The following is a 20,178-nucleotide window of genomic DNA, read 5'->3' as shown; positions in this document are numbered from 1 at the left end:
AATTATACCACTTAATCAGAAAAATTTAAAAGGATAATCTATATATAGAAAATTTCAATAAGTAATTGCTGGTCAATATTGATGTGGGAATATATAATAAAGTGTAGATTTTAAATCAGGAGGTAATATGAAGAAATTTTTAGGAGTAATTCTTACTGCTAGTATGGTGATGAGTTCGTTCACACCAGTTCTCGCAGAAGAACAAAACAAAATCACTGTAGACAGAATAAGCGACTCAGATCGTTACGAAACATCAGCAAAAATTAGTCAACGAACATTCCCACATCAAATTGAAAAGATTGTACTTGCAAGTGGGGAAAATTTTGCAGATAGTTTGGTTGCAGGAAGCCTAGCTAACAAGGAAAATGCACCAGTATTACTGACACAAAAAGACAACCTACCACAAGTCATCAAGGACGAAATCAATAGACTTAGTCCAGAACAAATAATAATAGTGGGTGGAGAGAAATCTGTAAATGTCAAAGGTCTTAAAAACGTTAAAAGATTAGCAGGAGCTGACAGATACGAAACATCAGTTGAAGTGTACAAATACTTAAATCCCAACGGAAAAGTTGCACTCGCAAGTGGATTAACATTTGCAGATGCATTGTGTGCAACACCACTTTCCTCAAAAGAAAATTTACCAATTATTTTGACAGATGGACACAATTTACCGAAAGGAATCACAAAGGACAAGGTCTCCTTAATTTTCGGAGGAGAAAAATCTGTTAATATAAAAGGATTAGAAAACACAAGAAGATTAGCAGGAGCTGACAGATACGAAACAGCTTTGATAATTGCAAAAGAGTTTGGTAATTTAGACAAGTTTGTCTTGGCAGACGGAAGAAATTATCCTGATGCATTATCCGTAAGTTCATTGGCACACAAAAACGACGAGCCAATTCTATTAACAGAGCCAAATCGTACAGAATTCATCGAAAAAATAGTAAAAGAAAACAACACAAAACAAATCACAGTAGTTGGTGGAGAACAATCAGTATCACAGAAACACGTTGAAAAAATAGTAGAAGGAATAACAATTCAAGACAAAAAAGAAGATAAACCATCAGTCACACCAACTCCCGATATTCCATCAACTCCTGAAAAACCAGAAGACAAACCAGAAGAAAAACCAGAAGAAAAACCAGGTGAAAAGCCAGAAGAAAAGCCAGGAGACAAACCAGAAGAAAAACCGGAAGACAAGGCCAAAGAAAAAGCATTAAAAGAAGCCAAAGAAAAAGCAATTGAAGAATTGAAGGAAAATGGCATAACATCAGAAAAGTACATTGAACAAATCAATAAAGCCAAGACAGTAGAAGGCGTTATTGCATTAAAAGAAGAAATCATCAAAGCACACAAAAAACCAGAAGAAAAGCCAGAAGAAAAGCCTGAAGAAAAAATCGTCGAATTTGGTGATGCAAAATTAAAAGAAAAACTTCTAAACTTTTTCAAGAACTACAATGGAAAAGATAGAGTTGATGAAGATATAAAAGAATTCGACTTTAAATTATACGACAAAAACTACAGAATCGACCCAAATGCAACAGATTTAACAGTAAAAGACATGGAACAACTTCAATCTTTTGGTCATAGATCATTTGATGAAAATTATAATGTATTAGAGTTTAACAGCATCAAAGGATTGGAAGCTGCGAAGAATTTAGAAACACTTACAATTAGTGGAGATCCAGAAGATTCTTCTAAGTCATTTGAAGATTTAACACCATTAAAAGATTTGAAGAAGCTAAAATTATTGAGATTATCTCACAATGCAATCAAAGATGTGACACCATTAAAAGATTTACCGTTATTGGAAAAACTATACATTTCTCACAATCAAATTGAAGATGTATCAATTATAAATAATTTGAAAGATCTTAAAAGTTTAGATATTTCAGTAAACAAAGTTAACAACATATCAGTATTGAAAGATTTAACAAATGTTAAAAACCTTGATATTAGAGATAATGAAATTTCCAATATCTCTGTTACTAAAAATTACAAGAAATTAAATTGGTTAATGGCCAATAATAACAAAATAAAAGATATATCTCCATTGCAAAACAACAAAGAATTGAATTATTTGGACATAGAAAATAACCAAATAGAAGATGTATCTTCCATTACAGATTTATCAAAACTAGAAACGTTGAATCTAAATAATAATAAAATTACAAAAATAGACGCATCTAAGCTTACTAATTTAACAAAATTATACATTGCTCAAAACGGACTAGAATCTATAGATTCAATTTCTAAGTTAACGAAATTAAATGATGTAAACTTGTCTGGTAATAAACTTACATCAGTAGAAGCGTTGAAAGATTTAACGGGATTGGGAATGTTAGATTTATCCAAAAATCAAATAAAAGATATAGCACCACTTAAAAATTTAGAAGAATTGTATAATTTAGATGTACATTCCAATCCTATTAAAGACATTTCAGTAGCAAAAGATTTGAAGCAATTGGGAGATATCAATGTAAGTGAAACACAAATTACTGACTTGACACCACTTAAAGCAGAAAGTATTTACTCATTAGAAGCTGACAAATTATCTACAACAGTATCAGATGTCAAATTAAACGGAAATATTGTAGAATTCGATAATCCATTTAAGTTAATAGACAAAGTATTTACGAAATTCAAAGAAATCAAATCAGATAATCCTAAAGTAAAAGCAGAAGTAACTGAAGACAACAAAATCAAGCTTACATTGGAAGATGGTATGACATTAAAAGATATCGAAGGATTGAAATTGGAATATTCATTCGATAGCAAGTCTTACTCTGATCCAGTGTATAGTTATAATATTGAATTGAAAGATTTAAAGAATATTGCAGAAACACCTGAAGAAGAAAAAATCGCGATGATTCAAGAAGTCACAACTTCGAATCTTCCAGCAAAAGATGCTATTGCTAAGATCAGGGTTATTGGTCAAATCAACAACATTCCTAGTGATAAATTTATAGTAAAATTGGTCGATGAAGATGGAAAAGAAACTTATCCTGAAATTGAAGTTACTGGAGATGCATCAAAAGCTTTCAGAGTTATAAATATCAAAGTGCCAGAAAACACTACTGATAAAGAAAAAACATACGAAATATACGCAACATCAACAGGTAAAAAAGATAAAGTTTTTAAATCTGATGTTAAAATAACTCAACAAGCTGGGAAAGCAGAAGACCCAAAACCAGAAACACCTGAAGAAGAAAAAATCACGATGATTCAAGAAGTCACAACTTCGAATCTTCCAGCAAAAGATGCTATTGCTAAGATCAGGGTTATTGGTCAAATCAACAACATTCCTAGTGATAAATTTATAGTAAAATTGGTCGATGAAGATGGAAAAGAAACTTATCCTGAAATTGAAGTTACTGGAGATGCATCAAAAGCTTTCAGAGTTATAAACATTAAAGTTCCAGAAAATACTACTGATAAGGGAAAAACATACGAAATATACGCAACATCAACAGGTAAAAAAGATAAAGTTTTTAAATCTGATGTTAAAATAACTCAACAAGCTGGAAAAGCAGAAGACCCAAAACCAGAAACGCCTGAAGAAGAAAAAGTATCTTATGAAGAAATTCTTCCAAGTTATGCTCACGCATCAAAAGATGGCAAGATAATTGAAGTTGGTTTTGATGAAGAAATCGAAGAAATATTTGAGGACAGCTTAAAAGCTGGAATTAGCATTGATAAAAACGCTGATGGAAGTTATGAAAAGTTAGAAAGCAACGATACTGTCGAGTTGTCGGACAAGAAATTCGTAGTTACACTTGAAAAGCCACTAGATGTAAAAGGTCTTGGTTTTAATAAAGCCAAAATCAAAATAAATCAAGGCGTATTTAGAAAAAAAGGCACTGAAAACTTGAATAAAGACGTTGACTATTATATAAATATCGGAAAACCAATCGTTCGTCAAGCTACAATCGAAGGTGACAAGGTAATCACTAACAAAAACAGAAAAGTCACTATTAAAGTGAATGGAATGAATTTGTCAAGTAGCGCAAAAGTAAAAGCTGTTATGCAAACAAAACTTGCGACAGAACAGACAGATGATGTAAAAAAAGGAAAACAACCAGAAGTTATAGGAACAATTTCTCGAACTGGAGATGAACAAACTATAACATTCGACCTTCCAGAAAACAAAACAGATAGAACGGTGTCTTACGAAATTTTGTACAAACCAGAAACGAATGGAAATTATCGAAAATTACCTGGAAATAATCCAAGATCCAGAGCGAATTCAATCGTAATTTCATTGGTTGCAGACGGTGAGGATGTAAATGCCTCTACACTTGCATTTATGAAAATTCAAACTTATGGAGCAACTTCTACAGATAAAGGAGAAATTCCAGATATAACTTACGGAGTGACACCGACAAATCAAGAATCCAAGAAGACATTTACTCACGTTTACGGAACAAACTTAGAAGCGACGAAAACTAGAGTTAGAATTTTTGACGAAAGAGGAGTAGAATGGTACATCGTAAACCAACCTTCATTAGGAGCTGCTGCATTTAAAATGGTAGTTCCTGCATTGATTGGAATTGATGGCGATGGAAATTATCAAACTATGGAAATAATTGGACCGGGAAGTTTGATTGGAGATCACACATTCACCTACAAAGTTGCAGTAGATGGCAAAAACTACGATGAAAATGTCGTAGTTCGTGCAAAAATTTTAGCTTCTGGAAAAACTAATGATGGTAAATTTAACTTGGAAAACCAAGAAACAACGTTGAAACTTAACTACGTTGATGTAGATGGTAAACCAATCAAAGATTCTGTAGAAAAGAAATCGTACAGCTTCTTTGGAGAATGCGCAGCGGGAATTTATCCAGATGCGATTGAAAACTATAGACCTGTTAAAATAGTTCGTAATTCAGATAAAAATGAAATAAAATTAGAGAGTGGTGTAGACTATACAGATTACAGAAATCTTCAAACATTACTAGGAGTAAATAAAATCGGAGACAATCCTGAATATACTATAGTTTACAACAAAACTAAATAAATCAACTAAAAGCTTCCTTACCCAAGGAGGCTTTTGTTTTTTTAAAGATTTGTAAAACACTTAAAAATTAGTCAACGATAAATGGATATGATATAATATTTTATATATAAATAAGAAAAACGAATGACTGATGGAGGTTATTTTGGAAGTTATACAAGTAAAAAAAAGTTTAAATTTGAAGGGCGAGGTCAAGATTGACGGAGCCAAAAACTCAGCACTTCCTATTATAGCAGCATCTCTTTTAGGAACTGAGCCGATAATTTTAGAAGATGTTCCAAAGTTAAAGGATGTTTCAATTATATTAAAAGTTTTAGAAGAATTGGGATCAAAAGTAACTTATTTGGATAAGAATAAGGTTGAGATAGATAGTAGCAATGTCAATAATTCTGTGACTCCACACGAATTGATGAACAAGATGAGGGCTTCATTTTTGGTAATGGGACCTTTGTTGACAAGACTTGGTCAAACCAAAACGTATTTGCCAGGTGGATGTGCGATCGGTTCGAGACCTGTGGATTTGCATTTAAAAGGATTCAAGGCATTGGGTGCTGAGATTGAATCGACTGACGAAAAGATAGAAGCTATTGCAAAGGATGGTTTGATTGGTGGGGAAATTTATTTGGATTTTCCTAGTGTTGGTGCGACTCAAAATATTATGATGGCAGCTACGATGGCAAAGGGAGAAACTGTTATCGAAAATGCTGCAAAGGAACCAGAAATTGTAGATTTGGCAAGTTTCTTGAACAAATTGGGAGCGAAGGTTCGTGGCGCTGGTACTTCTACAATTAGAATTGTCGGCGTTGACAAATTACATGGTGCAAGACACACAATTATTCCAGATAGAATTGAAGCTGCGACTTTTATGGTGGCAAGTGCGATTACACGTGGAGATGTTACTGTTAAAAATTGTATTTCATCTCATATTATGCCAATTATCGCAAAGCTTCGCGAAGTTGGTTGCGAGGTTATCGAAAACGAGGACGAAGATTCTATCAGAGTTATTTCCACTGGCAGATTAAAAGGAACGAAGATTAAAACTTTGCCATATCCTGGTTTTCCTACAGATGTGCAAGCGCAATTTATGGCGTTGATGACTGTGTGCAAGGGCCAAAGTAGTGTTGAAGAAACTGTTTTTGAAAATAGATTTATGCATGTGGAACAACTTCAAAAAATGGGCGCTGCTATTGCAACTGAAGGAAATGAAGCGAGCATTGCTGGAGTCGATTCTCTTCAAGGTGCTACTGTTAAATCTACAGATTTGAGAGCTGGAGCGGCTTTGATTTTAGCAGGACTTGTAGCAGATGGCACTACAAATGTAACAGATATTTATCATATTGACAGAGGATATGACGATATTGTTTCGAAATTCAAGAAATTAGGAGCAAATATCGAAAGAATTGAAATCGAAGATTAATAAATTATATAAACAGAGGGATTGTTATTTGAATGAACAACCCTCTTTTTTGTAGGTGAGTGTATGAAATTTTCAGCAACTGTCAAAAATATAATATTTGAAAATGAGTCCAATGGTTTCAGGATTTTTTCTGTAGACAAAGACGGTGAAGAGAGAATTATCAAGGGCAATAGTTTCAAGGTTATGCCAGGAGATTTCTTGGATATTGAGGCAAATAAAGTTCAAGATCCGAAATATGGCGAACAATACAACATAATTTTCGTTGAAAGATCCAGTAAGCCTAGCATGTACAATATTATTAATTATCTTCAAAGTGGTTTGATTAGAGGAATTGGAGAGACAACTGCAAGAAGAATCGTGGAAGAATTTGGAGAAGATACAATGGAAATTTTGAAAAATTCTCCATCCAAATTATTACAAGTCAAAGGAATTGGTAAGAAAAACTACAAGAAAATAAAAGAATCGCTCGACGAGAAAAAAGAATACGCAGAGATTTTCTTGTATTTGCAATCATTGGGACTAAGTCTTCATCAAGCAAATATTATTTCTGATTTTTACAAGGAAGATACTAAAAAAATTATCATGCAAAACCCATACACTCTAATAGACGATATTAGGGGAATTGGGTTTAGAACGGCGGATATCATTGCACAGAGAATTGACATTGAACCAGATTCTCCTTTTAGGATTAAAGCTGCGTTCAAATATTTTATGGAGAAGGAAGCAAATTCCAACGGGAATTGTTACGTTTTGGAAGACGATTTGATAGATGGAGTAGAAAAACTTCTTGATATTGAAATCAAAGACATAAAAGAAACGTTGGAATCTTTGATTGTAAATGGAATTATTGCAATCGATGATACTGGTGATGAGAGCAGAGTCTACCTTCCACAAATCGAAAAATCAGAGATGAGATGTGCGAGGAATATTGCGAATATTTTGCAAAGCGAAATAGAAGACGAGTTCGATGTGGAATACGAGCTTTCAAAACTAGAATCAGAACACTTGGATGAATTGCAAATCGAAGCTATCAAAAAATCTATGACCGAAAAAATGCTGATAATTACGGGTGGACCTGGTACAGGAAAAACAACGATTATCAACAATATTACGAAAATTTTCAAGAATAATGACAAGGAAATAATTCTTGCAGCGCCTACTGGTCGTGCAGCTAAGAGACTTTCTGAAAGCTGTAACGAAGAAGCGAAGACTATTCACAGAATTTTGGGATACATTCCAGTTGAAAATGGAACGATTTTCGATCACGACGAAGATAATCCTATAGATTGTGATTTGATAATCATAGATGAAGCTAGTATGATGGATATTTTCATCGCGGATAGTTTATTAAGAGCGTTGGATTCTAATACGAGAGTAGTTTTTGTGGGAGACTGTGACCAGCTTCCAAGTGTACAAGCTGGAAACGTGCTTAACGATTTGATAGAATGTGGAGAAATCACTACGATAAAACTTACTAAGATTTTCCGTCAAGCGCAAAACTCCAATATTATTGTGAATGCGCACAGGATTAACAACGGAGAGTTTCCTATTTTGAATGAAAAGGGCAAGGATTTTTTCTTTATAGAAGAAAATGATCCAGAACGTGCCAAGCAGACAATTTTGGATTTGTGTGCACAGAGACTTCCTAATTTCTACAAAAAAGATGAGTTTGACGATATAATTGTTCTAACTCCGATGAAAAAATCTAGCTGTGGAACGAAGGAATTAAATGCTTCTTTGCAAGAAGTTTTGAATCCAAAAACTCCGATGACAGAAGAAATCGAACAAAGAGACAGGATTTTCAGGCTCAACGACAAAGTTATGCAAATCAAAAATGAGTACACGAAGGAATTTATTGACGATGATTCTATGGGCGTTTTCAATGGAGATATCGGAAGAGTTACATACGTCGATCCGATTGATGAGACGATTGATGTGTTGTTCGACGATAAAACTGCAAGTTTCACGAAAAAAGAATGTGACGGTTTGACGTTGTCTTATGCGATTACTATTCACAAATCACAAGGAAGTGAGTTTCCAATTGTGGTAATTCCAGTCACACAAGCTCCTTTTATGTTGTTGACGAGAAATTTGCTCTATACAGCAATCACAAGAGCGAGAGAAATAGTCGTTTTGGTTGGAAGCCTTAAAATTTTGAGTCAAATGATATCTAACAATAAAATTATGAAGAGAAATTCTGGACTGGACAGGAGAATCAAACAATACATGGATTTTGACATAGATGATGACGAACAAGAAATGATGAGAGAGATGTTCGAAGATGAGGGATTTTAGTTTATTATTTCAAAAGCGTTGTATAATTTGTCACGAGAAAAAACAGTACAAATATTTGTTGTGCGAAGATTGCTTTGACAAATTGGTTTTTGTGGACGGCTACAGGGATATCGACGGGACGGACTGCTTTTTTGCTTTACTTCACCAAGGTTTGACGAAGAAACTCATCTACGATTACAAGCTAAGCCGCAAACAAGTTGTGAAATATTTCTTGGCAGATGCAGTGGCTGATAAAATAAAGCAAAAAAATTTACAAGACTACACTTTGCTCATAGTTCCTTCGACAAAATCTACGATAAATAAACGTGGGTTTGATCACATTCACGAGATTGCAAAGGAAGTGGCAAAGATTCTGGACATGGAGTATTTGCCAGATGCAATTGTAAAAGTGAAGGAAACGAAAATTCAGCACAATTTATCGCAGCTTCAAAGAATTGAGAATTTACGAGGAGCGTTTGAGGTGAACGCTGATTTATCAAATAAGAAAATTCTGGTTTTGGACGATATTGTGACTACGAAGAACACTTTAAGAGAAATCAAGAAAACTTTGAATGAGAAGTATGTGGATTTAAAATTTGTAGCAGTGTCTAGCAGGTCTAATGAAAAATATTAAAATTGGGTATAAATAAATTAACGAAAAATTAATATATTGGGGGCAAAATATGAAATGGCAAGGTAGAGAAGGAAGTTCAAATGTAGGCAGAGGTTCATCCGGTGGAGGACCAGTTAAAATCGGTGGCGTCGGACTGCTTTTGCTTGTGATTGTGTATTCTTTGTTTGGAGGAAATCCACGAGATATTATCAATGAACAAAACAGAACACAGCAGGAACAACAAGTTAACAATTCTGAAAAAGCTAGCAGCAAGGAAGTTGAAGAAGCCGAAAAGATGCTAAGCGTTGTGTTGAAGGATACAGAAGATGTGTGGCACGAAAAATTTTCTGAAATAAATAAAACTTACGAGGAACCAAAGCTTCATTTCTTTGAAGGAGCAGTGTCTACAGGTTGCGGAAATGCTGACAAAAACGTAGGGCCGTTTTATTGTTCGCTAGATCAAACAATCTACATGGATGTAACTTTTTATAATATGTTGACTCAAAAGCTTGGAGCTGACGGTGGAGATTATGCGATGGCTTATGTACTGGCGCATGAAGTTGGCCACCACGTCCAAAAAGAACTAGGAATTTTGGATAGAGTTCACAATATTCAACGTAGATTGAACGAAAAAGATGCCAATAAATATTCAGTAGCTTTGGAAACACAAGCAGATTATTTTGCAGGAGTGTTCAGTTATTATATTAAAGAGAAAGGCTACTTGGAAGAAGGAGATATTGAAGAAGCGATAAGTGCAGTTCAAAGTGTCGGCGACGATCACATTCAAAAAATGGGACAAGGATATGTACAACCGGAAAAATTCACTCACGGCTCATCCGAACTTAGAAACGAATGGTTTCAACGAGGATTTAAATACCACGATTTTGAACATGCAGATTCATTCGGTGAAATGGGACTTAGAATACAATAAAACAAGACGCCAGAATTAATTTTCTGGCGTTTTTTTAGTTTCGTTGTATTCTTTTTCGTGTTTGTCGATATCACTTAAAAGCATTTTAAAAATCTGATTAAATGATTGGTTGTATTTTTGAAATGTGGATTTTTGTAATACTTCTCGTGCTTTTTGGAATTGGTGATCTTCCACATAGGCAATCGCCAAGTTAAAATAATACAAGCTTTTTGCATAATCTGTTTTTGGTTTATCTTTTATTTTTTTGAAATTTTGAAATAATTTGTCCAAATTTCCATTTTGTTCGTAATCCAGCATGTATTTTCTGATTTCGCCAGCGATTTTTCTGTCCATTATCATATTGTGAAGCACTTGAATCAAGATATAACTTAGAAAAAGTGCGAATGTTGTGACTAATGTAAATGAAATTATAATGAAAATTCTATTGATTCCTGTGAGATTTTGAGTCGCAAAAATAGCGATAGTTTCTGTCACAAAAGTTAGAATTGCAAGAATTATTAGTTTACTGTTAGATATTTTTATTCTCATAAAACCCTCCGTAATTAAAATATATCCTATTTTTTACTTATTTACAAGCAATATTGAAAGATTGTAAGATTTCTATGATAAATTGAGCAATTTAAGCGTAGTTTATTGTAAAAAACTTGCTGTTGTGGTATATTATTATCAGAAATTTTGAAATATATGGAGGATTTTTTATTATGGATTTACCCGGTGAGCCGAGCTATTTAATTATTTTTTCGGTAATTGCAATTGTTGCAGTGTTATACTTTATGTATATGAATGGAGTTGGATATTTTAGGAGCATGTCTGCCTTGTGGTTTTATCAGACACATGGGATTTTGGAGGATAATATCCACGCAAGTTTGAAAAAAACTAGCGGAAAAGCTACAAAAGTGTTCAAAGTCAAAAAAAGTGGATTTTACGATTTTAAATTGGACAATGAATTGGAAAGCGGCAACGTTACAGTTAGCCTCATAGATTCATTGGGCAACAAAGTGTTCGAATTAAACAAGATGAATGGATATTCTTCTGATTATTTGAACGAATCTGAGAAATACCGCTTGGTTTTTAACTACAACAAAGCATGTGGTAAGTTTGAACTTTCATGGAAATAAATGTGGGGAATGAAGTGCTCCCTTGTTATTAACTAAAACGCAAAAATTTTGCTGATGACTTCTGTTTTTTACAGATCTCATCAGCTTTTTTATTATGTAAATGGAGGAAATATGTTAAAAAGTATAGCAATTATAATTATTTTGTCCTTGTTGTTAGGAAAATTTTTCAAAAAAATAAAATTGCCACCTATATTGGCATTTTTAATCGTGGGAATAACTCTCGGACCGTTCGCCATGAATCTGATTGACAAGAAAATTCTTGACATTTCATCTGAACTGAGAACTATTGCGCTGGTAATAATCTTGACTCGTGCAGGATTGTCGCTGGACATCGATGATTTGAAAAAAATCGGACGACCGGCTGTGTTAATGTGTTTCGTGCCGGCAGTTTTTGAAATGTGTGCTGTAGGAATATTAGCACCGATATTTTTGAAGGTGGATGTGTTGGACGCGTTCATAATCGGATCTATCATCGCTGCGGTGTCTCCTGCAGTTGTCGTTCCAAGAATGATACGACTTATTGAAGAAGGCTACGGAGATGAACACAAAATCCCGCAACTTATTTTGGCAGGAAGTAGCTGCGACGATGTGTTCTGCATCGTTGTGTTCACATCGCTGACATCTCTCGCACAAACAGGAGACATCAATGTGTTCAAATTCATCGCCATTCCATTTTCTATTTTAATTGGAAGTATCGTAGGAGCTGGAATAGGATTTTTGTTGGTGAGATTTTTCAAGAAATTTCACATGCGAGACACTGTGAAAGTGTTGATTGTTTTGAGCATTTCGTTCTTGCTTTTAGAATTGGAAAAAATAACATCAATTCCATTTTCGGGACTCATCGCAATAATGACATTGTCCATGGTTATGAAGAAGATTTACGAAGATTTGGCGGAAAGATTATCAGAAAAATATAACAAATTGTGGGTTGGCGCAGAAATATTCTTGTTCGTATTAGTAGGAGCGACTGTAAATGTAAAATACGCGATAAATTCTGGAATCATGGTGGTCGTTTTGGTAATTTGTGCATTGATTTTTAGAATGATTGGAGTGTACGCATCTGTTTTGAAAACAAAATTAACACCAAAAGAAAGATTGTTCTGCATGATAGCTTACACTCCAAAAGCAACTGTTCAGGCAGCAATCGGTGCAATACCATTATCGATGGGATTGAAAGTGGGGGATATGGCATTGACTGTAGCGGTTATTTCTATTTTAATCACTGCACCATTTGGAGCGATAATGGTGGATAATTTGTATAAAAAATTGTTGACAAGATAAAAAATTAAAAAAACTAGAATAACTGGCGTTTGTAGCCAATTTATTCTAGTTTTTGTTTAACAATTCGATTTGTTTTACTTTCAAAAATTCATTATTGTTTTGTAGTTCTTTTTCATCTACATTTATTTTAATCCTATCAGATTGTTTTAAATCATCGAATTTTAAAATATTTGGTTCGTTTGAAGAATTAAATTCTACTATCTTGCCATCTTTTTCTAAATCTTTGCAGTCGATTTTTGACTCTTGTTGAATAATTTCCCTACCACTTCCTGCGCCTATGATTGTAAGTATTTTGTCAGAGGTATTAATATCTGTTATGTCACATTCTACTCCCAATAGTACTACGTTTTCTTCTTTGTTAGTTGTATGAAAGAAATATATTAATAGGAAAATTATCAATACGAATATCAATACGAATATCATTATTTTTTTCATTAAAACACCTCCGATATATAATTAATTAACTAAATCATTTATTTACCTAAATCATATCAAAATAAAAAATAATGTCAAGATAAAAATGTTAAGATATGTCAAATGAGATTTATTTGAAAAAATTAGTGGTATAATTGAAATGAACAAACGGGGTGAATTATGAAAAAGAAACTTGAGATAGCAGGGATTACTCTGTTGATTGTCGTTGGAGTGTTCTTCATTTTCAAATTTGCAAACGAGAATAAATTTGACAAGCTTAGCTTTAATGCAGATTGTATTTACGTTTACTCAATCGATGATGAAAAGGAAATTTTCTCCAAAAATCCAGACAAGAAAGTGTATCCTGCGTCTTTGACCAAGATGATGACGGTGTATACAGCTATAGGAAAAATTGAAGATTTTGATAAAAAAGCTCCGATAGATAAGAAAAGCTACCAAAAACTTGTTGCACAAAACGCTTCAATGGCAGGTTTTTATGGCAATGAGCCTACAACATTCGACGATTTGTTGTATGGAACAATGCTTGCCTCTGCCGGAGAATGTGCAGACAGTTTGGCTATTAATGCAAGTGGTTCCAAGGAAAAATTTGTGGATTTGATGAACGAAAACGCAAAGAATATGGGATTAACTAATACGAATTTCAGAAATCCTGAGGGAATGGATGAGGATGATCATTATTCGAGTGCAAAAGATATGGCGTTTTTGTTGAAAAATTCATTGAAAAATGAAAAATTCTACAAGATTTTCACGACTGATAAGTACATTTCTACTAAAACTTTGGATCATCCAAAAGGAATTGAAATCGAAAGTACAGTTCTTGGGAGATTGAAAGATTATGATCAAGATGGCTTCAAAATTATTGGCGGCAAAAGTGGTACTACGGAAAAAGCAGGGCTTTGTTGGGCAACTTTATCCGAAAAAAATGGCAAGAAATACATCATTATTGTGATGGGTGTTGATTTTGACGATATTAAAAATCCTGGAGATGGACAAATCCAAGATACGATTAAGATTTTGAAGAATTTATAAAATTTAAAAGGAGATTAAAATGGCTATTTTAGAATTAACATTAGTTCCAATAGGAACACAAACTACAAGTTTATCACAATACGTTGCGAAAGCTTACGATAATGTGAGAAATAAAGAAAATATAAAGGTTGAATTAAATCCAATGGGAACTGTGATGCAAGGAGACATCGACGAATTGTTGAAAGCTGTTCGTGATATGCAAGAAGCGGTGTTTACAGAAGGTGTGGACAGAGTGTATTCTGTGATTAAAATTGACGACAGAAGAGATAAGGATGCATCATTTGAGCAAAAACTGGATTCTGTGAATAAAAGGTTAAAATAATGAACAAAAAATCTATAAAACTGTATAATGTGATATTTCCAGTCTGGATTGTGTGGCTTTATCCAGTAACTTGGGTTGCGATTGTACCGTTGAATATTTTGGTAGATTTCTTGGTAACTTTGTTGGCTTTAAAATTAATTAAAATAGAAAAACCAATGGAGGTTATAAAAAAATCAATCGCGAAGACTGTAGCACTAGGATTTGTCGCAGATATTATCGCTACGGCGGTATTGATGATTTTATCATTCGGGATTAATGGAACAAGAAATAATATTGCAAAATGGTTCTACGATAATATTTCAATTCCGATAATGAACGATTATTACGAAACACCTTGGGGAATTTTGGTTATGATTCTAGCAGTTATGTTTGCAGGATTTTTGGTGTATGTATTCAACCGCAAATTTTCGTTCAGAAATACTGATTTGTCAGAATATCAAATCAAAAAAGTGTCCATGACATTGGCAATAATAACAGCACCGTATCTGTTTTTGATACCGACGAATGTGTTTTATAATTTGTTCAGCTGATGAAATTATTGCAAGAATAGGTGTAAATAAAAAAAGATGCATCATTGTAGCTTCTACTACTAATGATGCATTTTTTAGTTGTGACTTGTTGTGTCAGATGATTTAAAACCCATGACAATAAATACAAGTCCAAGTAATGCCAATACGATTGTTGCGATATTGTTACCTCTTCTGTAAGAAAAAACAGCGACTAATATCCATATTAAACCAACGATAATTCTCAAAATTTTCTTATTCATTTTTAATCCTTTCATAAGTCAAAAAATTTAACAAAAACATTTTTTTAAAGACAATTTTTATGTTTAGATTATCCTAATATGATTATATCAATTGATTATTTTTTATATGTAAAATATTATTTAATTTTAGGTTAAATTGAATCAAAAAAACTGTGTGAATTTGACTTCACACAGCTTTGTTTTGATAGATTATTTTTGTGTTCCAGTTTCAACAGGAGTTGTTGCAGTTGGTTTGTCAGTAGAATTGTTTTTAACTTTTTCTACGATGATTGTACCACCGTCGATAACTTTTTCTCCGTTTTCACCTACAGTATAATAAGAGTTTTCCAAATCTTTGAATACTTTTGATCCAATAGCGTTAACTCCACCGAATACTTTGATGTTTGCTAATTCTTTGTTGTCTCTTAAGTAAGAAACGATAGAACTTTCTACTGAATTTTTGGATGCAAGTAAGATTGGAGCGTCCAATTTTTGACTTACTGGTGCAGCTACCAATGCATCTGCGAAGTTTTCTCCACTAGCTACTAATGCAGTTTGAAGCTTGTCTCCGTAAACTTCCTTAGCTACTTTCAATGAACCTTCGTATCTGTTTGATCCGGCGATTCTGTCTACTACAGCTATTTCTGATAATTCTTTTTCTAGTTTAGGAGTGATAGTTTTTTCTCCACCGATGATTGTAATTCTAGTTACATTCATAGATTTTAAAACTTTCAAAGTTTCAGCTGGAATGTTGTTCTTTTGAACTAACATAACTGGAGCGTTAACTTTGTTTGCATAGCTTACTCCGTATAATGCGTCAACGTAGATTTCGCCACTTGCGATTACAACTTCTGAAGTTTGTTTTACGTTGTCTTTGATTGTTTGAGCGTTTGTTTTGTATCTGTCAGCTCCGTTAATTCTAACAACTTTAGCGTTAGTAGCTGATTTTACAGAATTTACAACTGCGTTTGATACGGATTTTTCTCCACCCAAAACATAAACATTTTCAACGCCCATTGATTTTAATTGGTTCAATGTATCAGCACTGATGTTATTTGATTCAGAGAATAATACTGGCATAGTTCCTTTGCTTAGAACTGTTGCACTTAAAGCATCAGGGAATGCTAATTGGTTAACCAAAATAGCTGACTTTGCTGATGAGAATTGGTCCTTACTAACGTTAACTGCAGTTTCAACACGGCTACTTCCTGAGTATCTTTGAACGTTTAATTTTGAAGCCATAGATACTGTTGGGAAAACCATAGCTGTAGCAAGAGCTGCTACTAATAATTTCTTTTTTAAATTCATAACAAATCTCCTTTATTTATTCTATATCTCAATTATATCATACTTTTATTTTTTGATAACACGTGTTGAAAAATTGTAGAAATTCAAATTTAAAATTAAAAATATTTGTTCTGAATAATGTTTGTGATATAATTTAAACAAATACAAAAGGAGGGAAATATGAGAAATAACTCAACTAAGAAAATGGTTTTTGCAGCAGTTGGAATTGCAATAAATATCATTTTAGGAATTTTCGTAGGCGGATTGAAAATTCCGCTATTATTTATGGACACTGTCGGCACAGTATTTACAGCGGTGGTTTTAGGACCATTATGGGGAGCATGCACAGGAGCATTGACAAATGTTATATTGGGAGTTTTGAAAGACCCTAGAGAAATTCCGTTTTTGCTAGTGAACTTAGCAGTAGGTTTAATTGTAGGATTCATAGCAAAGAAGAGAAAATTCGATCTTAAAACAGCAGTCGTGACAGGAATAATTTTATCTATCGTTGCTCCGTTAATCGGTACGCCAATTGCAGTATTTGTGTACGGTGGAATAACTGGAGATTTCAATGATGTATTCTTCACTGCACTCAAAAACTCTGGCCAAACTATTTTTTCAGCAGCTTTTTTACCAAGAGTTGCCAGTAATTTAGTGGACAAAATAATAACTTGCTCCATAGTTTCGCTGCTTTACAAAAGAGTCAAAGCTATGTTGTAAATGAGCACAAAAATAACGCATCTAGTATGCGTTATTTTTTTATAGATTGTTCGATTTTTTCTGTTATTTCATCTACGTTTCTGTCATTATAGCCGTAAAATTTTGACTCGATATTTTTGTTTTCGAATAATTTTTCCAATTCTTCCATGAAGACTCCCTTGTCATCTGTCATTTCTACGGAATTTACACAATGAGCAATGTCTTTTATAGCGGAGATTTCTCCTTTGAATTCTTCTGATTTGCAAGTAAGCCCGATTCCACAGCTAGGAGAACCGTCTATTCCTATAACTCCCAAAAAATTTACTCCGTCCTTGATATAATCGGAGATTTCGTTGACAATTGGGCTTAATAAATCACGGCTTGTTTGTCTGTAAAAATTATTGTCGAATTGTTCGTACACACTTCCCCAGCGATTGGGCCCGTACATTCTATTTTCTGGACAAGGTAATTGGAATATTCCAACGTTCATTTTCATTAAATTTTTGATCAAACTCAAATTATCTTTCCTGCCAGCATCGTTTTTTACAACAGCAAGTTCGTTCAATAAACAATGTGACACCAAAATTATATTTTTATATTCTTGCATACGCACCTCTGTAAAATAATTATAGCATATTTTTCAAACACTACAATGTGTGATATAATTAATACATTAGTAAACAGGAGGATAAAATGAAATTAGTAATCAAAAATTTGACTAAGAAATACGACGACAAATTGGTACTCGACGAAGTAAATTACGAATTCAAAGAAGGAGTCATCACTTCTGTTTTGGGTAGAAATGGAGCCGGAAAAACAACTTTGTTCAACGTCTTATACGATGAGATAGATTTTGATTCAGGAGAATTCTACTTGGAAAATGAAGGTTCAACTGAAAAACTTGATAAAGAAGACATAGGAATGCTTTTTTCTGAAAATTTTCTTCCTGAATTTCTAACAGGTTACGAATACATCAAATTTTATCGTGACATCAATTCTCCAAACGATATAAAAACGGTTGAAGATTACATGGAAATGATGGAATTTTCCAAGAAAGATCAAAATAGATTAATCAAAGATTATTCACACGGAATGAAAAGCAAAATTTCTTTGATAACACTGTTCATCTCAAGACCGAAAGTGTTGTTATTAGATGAACCGTTAACAAGCTTGGATGTTGTAATCAGCACGCAAATTAAAAAATTACTTATGGAATTGAAATCGCAAGGAAGAATTATTGTACTATCTACACACATGTTAGATTTGGCAAAACAAATGAGCGAAGAAATTGTGCTGCTTCATCACAAAAAGTTACAAAAATTGGATTTGGATAAAAACGATGAGAAATTCGATGCAGATCTTTACGACATTTTAAAGGATGAGTCTGATGAGTAATTATCTTAGCACTTATTTGAGATTAGTTATGAAGATGAAGCTAAATCAGACAATGTATCAACTTCGTAAACTCCCAATTTTCAAGAAAATTATCCCATCTGATATTTACGGAAATGACGTGTTGAGCTTTGGATATTCTGCGATTTTTTACATTTCATACGTAATCAAAACATTGTTTTTAAAAATCTTATACTGTGCAGCAGTTTATGGAATAGCAGTTATAGGAGCTGCGAAGATTTTCAAAGGGACTATTCAAGAAAATATACTTATAACGCTGTTTTATTTGTCTGTTGTAATCGGAAGCATGATTTCACAATTTATGTACGTAAGCTTTGATAATGAGGATTCTATTTGTGTCAAAGCGCTCAAACTTGATGCCAAAAAATACACAGTTTTGCAGGATTATTTATCGGACATTAGCTTTGCAATCTCAGGAATAATATTTGCGATATTTTTTGCTATATTCGACATCAACCCAATGAATGCACTTAATGTGTGCGTGTTCTGCCTTGGATTTAGAAAATTAATAAAACACATCAACATCTTGGCATATTCTACAAAAAGAAAAAAACATTTAACCGCAAATTACATTTGTATGTGGGCGATTTTATTGTCGGGAATGGGACTTTTGGTATTGTACAGCACGAAATCTAAAATCTTCGTAGAAATATTCTACTCAGCCTATGCGCTAATTTTCGGGATTGTTGCATACATTGTGGGTGCTGTTTTAATTTCAAGAACCGACAAAATCAGACACATCGCTAGAATTGAAATCACAAACAAATCCATAATCGACCGCGACAACACATTTAAAGATATCAACACAATCGCATACCAAATCGACGACGAAAAAATAGCACAAGAAAACGGGAAAATTTACGATAATTACAACGGAATAGAATACATCAACAAAATATTCCGCTACAGATTCAAACGCAAATACAACAAAATGATACTAATACGTTCGGGAATAATTTTGGCTGTTGGTGTAATTGGATTTATCGTACTAAGAGGACTCACAATCAATCCCAAACCAAGTGATTTGAAAATATTAGTGTCAGTATTTCCGATAATCTTGTTGTATTTCGGAATACAAATAGCAATCCCAGAATCATTTAATAGATTTATGTTTTTGAATATGGATAGATATTTGATGAAACAAATGATTTACGCTAATAAACAAAACATAAAAGACACATTAAATTTTAGAATAAAACAAAATTTAAAAGATAATGCACCTACATTTGGATTGGTGTTATTGTTGATAATAAGTTGGATATTCGCCGCAAAATTAAACACAACGGATTTGATAATAAAAGCCGCAGTCGCAGTCATCATAATCTACTTGTATCAATCAGTAAAACAACTCTACATGTACATGCTACTTCAACCATTCACAGTTGGACTCAAAAGCAAAAACGTAGTCTACTCAATATTAAACACTTTTGAATCATTACTTTTCTGGGGAATAATAATCCTTCAAATAAAATTGAATTTCAACATAGGATTAGTAGCATTGGCAATCTGCGTGTTGTATACAGTTGTAGGATATTTCTTGGTGTTGGCTAAGGGGGATAGGACATTTAACTTAAGAAAAAGTTAGAAATGAAAA

At 33.5% G+C, this 20,178-nt stretch carries 18 protein-coding genes and 1 riboswitch; of the genes, 13 read left to right on the top strand and 5 right to left on the bottom strand.

The window, feature by feature from the left end; all coding sequences use genetic code 11:
• Nucleotides 1-127 precede the first annotated feature (127 nt).
• The 5 genes from ABDJ34_RS02760 to ypfJ all read left to right on the top strand — a co-directional run bounded on the left by ABDJ34_RS02760 (nucleotide 128) and on the right by ypfJ (nucleotide 10,252).
• Nucleotides 128-5,020, top strand: coding sequence for a cell wall-binding repeat-containing protein (locus ABDJ34_RS02760; protein WP_412701278.1), 4,893 nt, complete (start codon nucleotides 128-130; stop codon nucleotides 5,018-5,020).
• A 130-nt stretch (nucleotides 5,021-5,150) separates the two neighbouring features.
• Nucleotides 5,151-6,434 carry a UDP-N-acetylglucosamine 1-carboxyvinyltransferase gene (gene murA, locus ABDJ34_RS02755; RefSeq protein ID WP_170111627.1) on the top strand — a complete coding sequence of 428 codons (1,284 nt, stop codon included), beginning with the start codon at nucleotides 5,151-5,153 and terminating at the stop codon, nucleotides 6,432-6,434.
• 63 nt (nucleotides 6,435-6,497) lie between these two features.
• Complete coding sequence (recD2, locus tag ABDJ34_RS02750) at nucleotides 6,498-8,729, top strand: SF1B family DNA helicase RecD2 (protein WP_412701277.1); 2,232 nt, start codon at nucleotides 6,498-6,500, stop codon at nucleotides 8,727-8,729.
• On the top strand, nucleotides 8,716-9,342 hold the full coding sequence (locus tag ABDJ34_RS02745) for a ComF family protein (protein ID WP_412701276.1): 627 nt from the start codon (nucleotides 8,716-8,718) through the stop codon (nucleotides 9,340-9,342). Before recD2 ends, ABDJ34_RS02745 begins: the two co-directional genes overlap by 14 nt.
• Before the next feature lie 49 nt (nucleotides 9,343-9,391).
• A complete protein-coding gene (ypfJ, locus tag ABDJ34_RS02740) occupies nucleotides 9,392-10,252 on the top strand; it encodes a KPN_02809 family neutral zinc metallopeptidase (protein ID WP_094223914.1) in 861 nt (286 codons plus the stop codon).
• A 15-nt stretch (nucleotides 10,253-10,267) separates the two neighbouring features.
• On the opposite strand, the gene ABDJ34_RS02735 is transcribed toward ypfJ, so the two are convergent.
• Nucleotides 10,268-10,780 carry a tetratricopeptide repeat protein gene (locus ABDJ34_RS02735; protein ID WP_412701275.1) on the bottom strand — a complete coding sequence of 171 codons (513 nt, stop codon included), beginning with the start codon at nucleotides 10,778-10,780 and terminating at the stop codon, nucleotides 10,268-10,270.
• 173 nt (nucleotides 10,781-10,953) lie between these two features.
• Between ABDJ34_RS02735 and ABDJ34_RS02730 the strand changes: the two genes are divergently transcribed.
• Together ABDJ34_RS02730 and ABDJ34_RS02725 are read left to right on the top strand one after the other, a co-directional pair.
• Complete coding sequence (locus ABDJ34_RS02730) at nucleotides 10,954-11,370, top strand: hypothetical protein (protein WP_412701274.1); 417 nt, start codon at nucleotides 10,954-10,956, stop codon at nucleotides 11,368-11,370.
• A riboswitch (Fluoride riboswitch) is annotated at nucleotides 11,367-11,441 on the top strand. (Overlaps the previous gene by 4 nt.)
• 40 nt (nucleotides 11,442-11,481) lie before the next feature.
• On the top strand, nucleotides 11,482-12,651 hold the full coding sequence (locus ABDJ34_RS02725; protein WP_412701273.1) for a cation:proton antiporter: 1,170 nt from the start codon (nucleotides 11,482-11,484) through the stop codon (nucleotides 12,649-12,651).
• 45 nt (nucleotides 12,652-12,696) lie between these two features.
• Here ABDJ34_RS02725 and ABDJ34_RS02720 read toward each other — a convergent pair whose 3' ends face one another.
• Entirely contained in the window at nucleotides 12,697-13,086 is a 390-nt protein-coding gene (locus tag ABDJ34_RS02720; protein WP_412701272.1) for a hypothetical protein, read from the bottom strand.
• Between the two features lie 159 nt (nucleotides 13,087-13,245).
• On the opposite strand from ABDJ34_RS02720, the gene ABDJ34_RS02715 reads away from it, so the two are divergent.
• The 3 genes from ABDJ34_RS02715 to ABDJ34_RS02705 are packed head-to-tail and all read left to right on the top strand — an operon-like array spanning nucleotide 13,246 to nucleotide 14,967.
• Nucleotides 13,246-14,115: a D-alanyl-D-alanine carboxypeptidase family protein gene (locus ABDJ34_RS02715; RefSeq protein WP_412701271.1), complete on the top strand. Its 870-nt coding sequence runs from the start codon at nucleotides 13,246-13,248 to the stop codon at nucleotides 14,113-14,115.
• Nucleotides 14,116-14,134: 19 nt separating this feature from the next.
• Nucleotides 14,135-14,437 carry an MTH1187 family thiamine-binding protein gene (locus ABDJ34_RS02710; RefSeq protein WP_154271497.1) on the top strand — a complete coding sequence of 101 codons (303 nt, stop codon included), beginning with the start codon at nucleotides 14,135-14,137 and terminating at the stop codon, nucleotides 14,435-14,437.
• The gene (locus ABDJ34_RS02705; RefSeq protein ID WP_412701270.1) at nucleotides 14,437-14,967 is read left to right on the top strand and encodes a hypothetical protein; all 531 of its coding nucleotides are present in this window, start codon (nucleotides 14,437-14,439) and stop codon (nucleotides 14,965-14,967) included. Before ABDJ34_RS02710 ends, ABDJ34_RS02705 begins: the two co-directional genes overlap by 1 nt.
• A gap of 74 nt (nucleotides 14,968-15,041) precedes the next feature.
• Here ABDJ34_RS02705 and ABDJ34_RS02700 read toward each other — a convergent pair whose 3' ends face one another.
• Nucleotides 15,042-15,206: a hypothetical protein gene (locus ABDJ34_RS02700; RefSeq protein WP_154272516.1), complete on the bottom strand. Its 165-nt coding sequence runs from the start codon at nucleotides 15,204-15,206 to the stop codon at nucleotides 15,042-15,044.
• 189 nt (nucleotides 15,207-15,395) lie between these two features.
• Nucleotides 15,396-16,493, bottom strand: coding sequence for a cell wall-binding repeat-containing protein (locus ABDJ34_RS02695; protein ID WP_412701269.1), 1,098 nt, complete (start codon nucleotides 16,491-16,493; stop codon nucleotides 15,396-15,398).
• Nucleotides 16,494-16,652: 159 nt separating this feature from the next.
• Between ABDJ34_RS02695 and ABDJ34_RS02690 the strand changes: the two genes are divergently transcribed.
• Nucleotides 16,653-17,192 carry a CD3073 family putative ECF transporter S component gene (locus ABDJ34_RS02690; protein WP_353316604.1) on the top strand — a complete coding sequence of 180 codons (540 nt, stop codon included), beginning with the start codon at nucleotides 16,653-16,655 and terminating at the stop codon, nucleotides 17,190-17,192.
• A 31-nt stretch (nucleotides 17,193-17,223) separates the two neighbouring features.
• On the opposite strand, the gene ABDJ34_RS02685 is transcribed toward ABDJ34_RS02690, so the two are convergent.
• Nucleotides 17,224-17,778 (bottom strand): CD3072 family TudS-related putative desulfidase, encoded by a 555-nt coding sequence (locus ABDJ34_RS02685; protein ID WP_094208113.1) that lies wholly within the window; start codon nucleotides 17,776-17,778, stop codon nucleotides 17,224-17,226.
• A gap of 86 nt (nucleotides 17,779-17,864) precedes the next feature.
• On the opposite strand from ABDJ34_RS02685, the gene ABDJ34_RS02680 reads away from it, so the two are divergent.
• Both ABDJ34_RS02680 and ABDJ34_RS02675 read left to right on the top strand, forming a co-directional pair.
• Nucleotides 17,865-18,566, top strand: a complete 702-nt coding sequence (locus ABDJ34_RS02680; RefSeq protein WP_154272513.1) for an ABC transporter ATP-binding protein — start codon at nucleotides 17,865-17,867, stop codon at nucleotides 18,564-18,566.
• The gene (locus tag ABDJ34_RS02675) at nucleotides 18,559-20,169 is read left to right on the top strand and encodes a hypothetical protein (RefSeq protein WP_412701268.1); all 1,611 of its coding nucleotides are present in this window, start codon (nucleotides 18,559-18,561) and stop codon (nucleotides 20,167-20,169) included. The genes ABDJ34_RS02680 and ABDJ34_RS02675 overlap by 8 nt, the downstream gene beginning before the upstream one ends.
• Nucleotides 20,170-20,178: the final 9 nt, after the last annotated feature.

The sequence above is a fragment of the Finegoldia dalianensis genome (assembly GCF_046255015.1).
GTDB classification, from domain to species: domain Bacteria; phylum Bacillota; class Clostridia; order Tissierellales; family Peptoniphilaceae; genus Finegoldia; species Finegoldia magna.
Note: the sequence above shows the minus strand (reverse complement) of the source record. Positions and strands in the feature narration are given on the sequence as shown.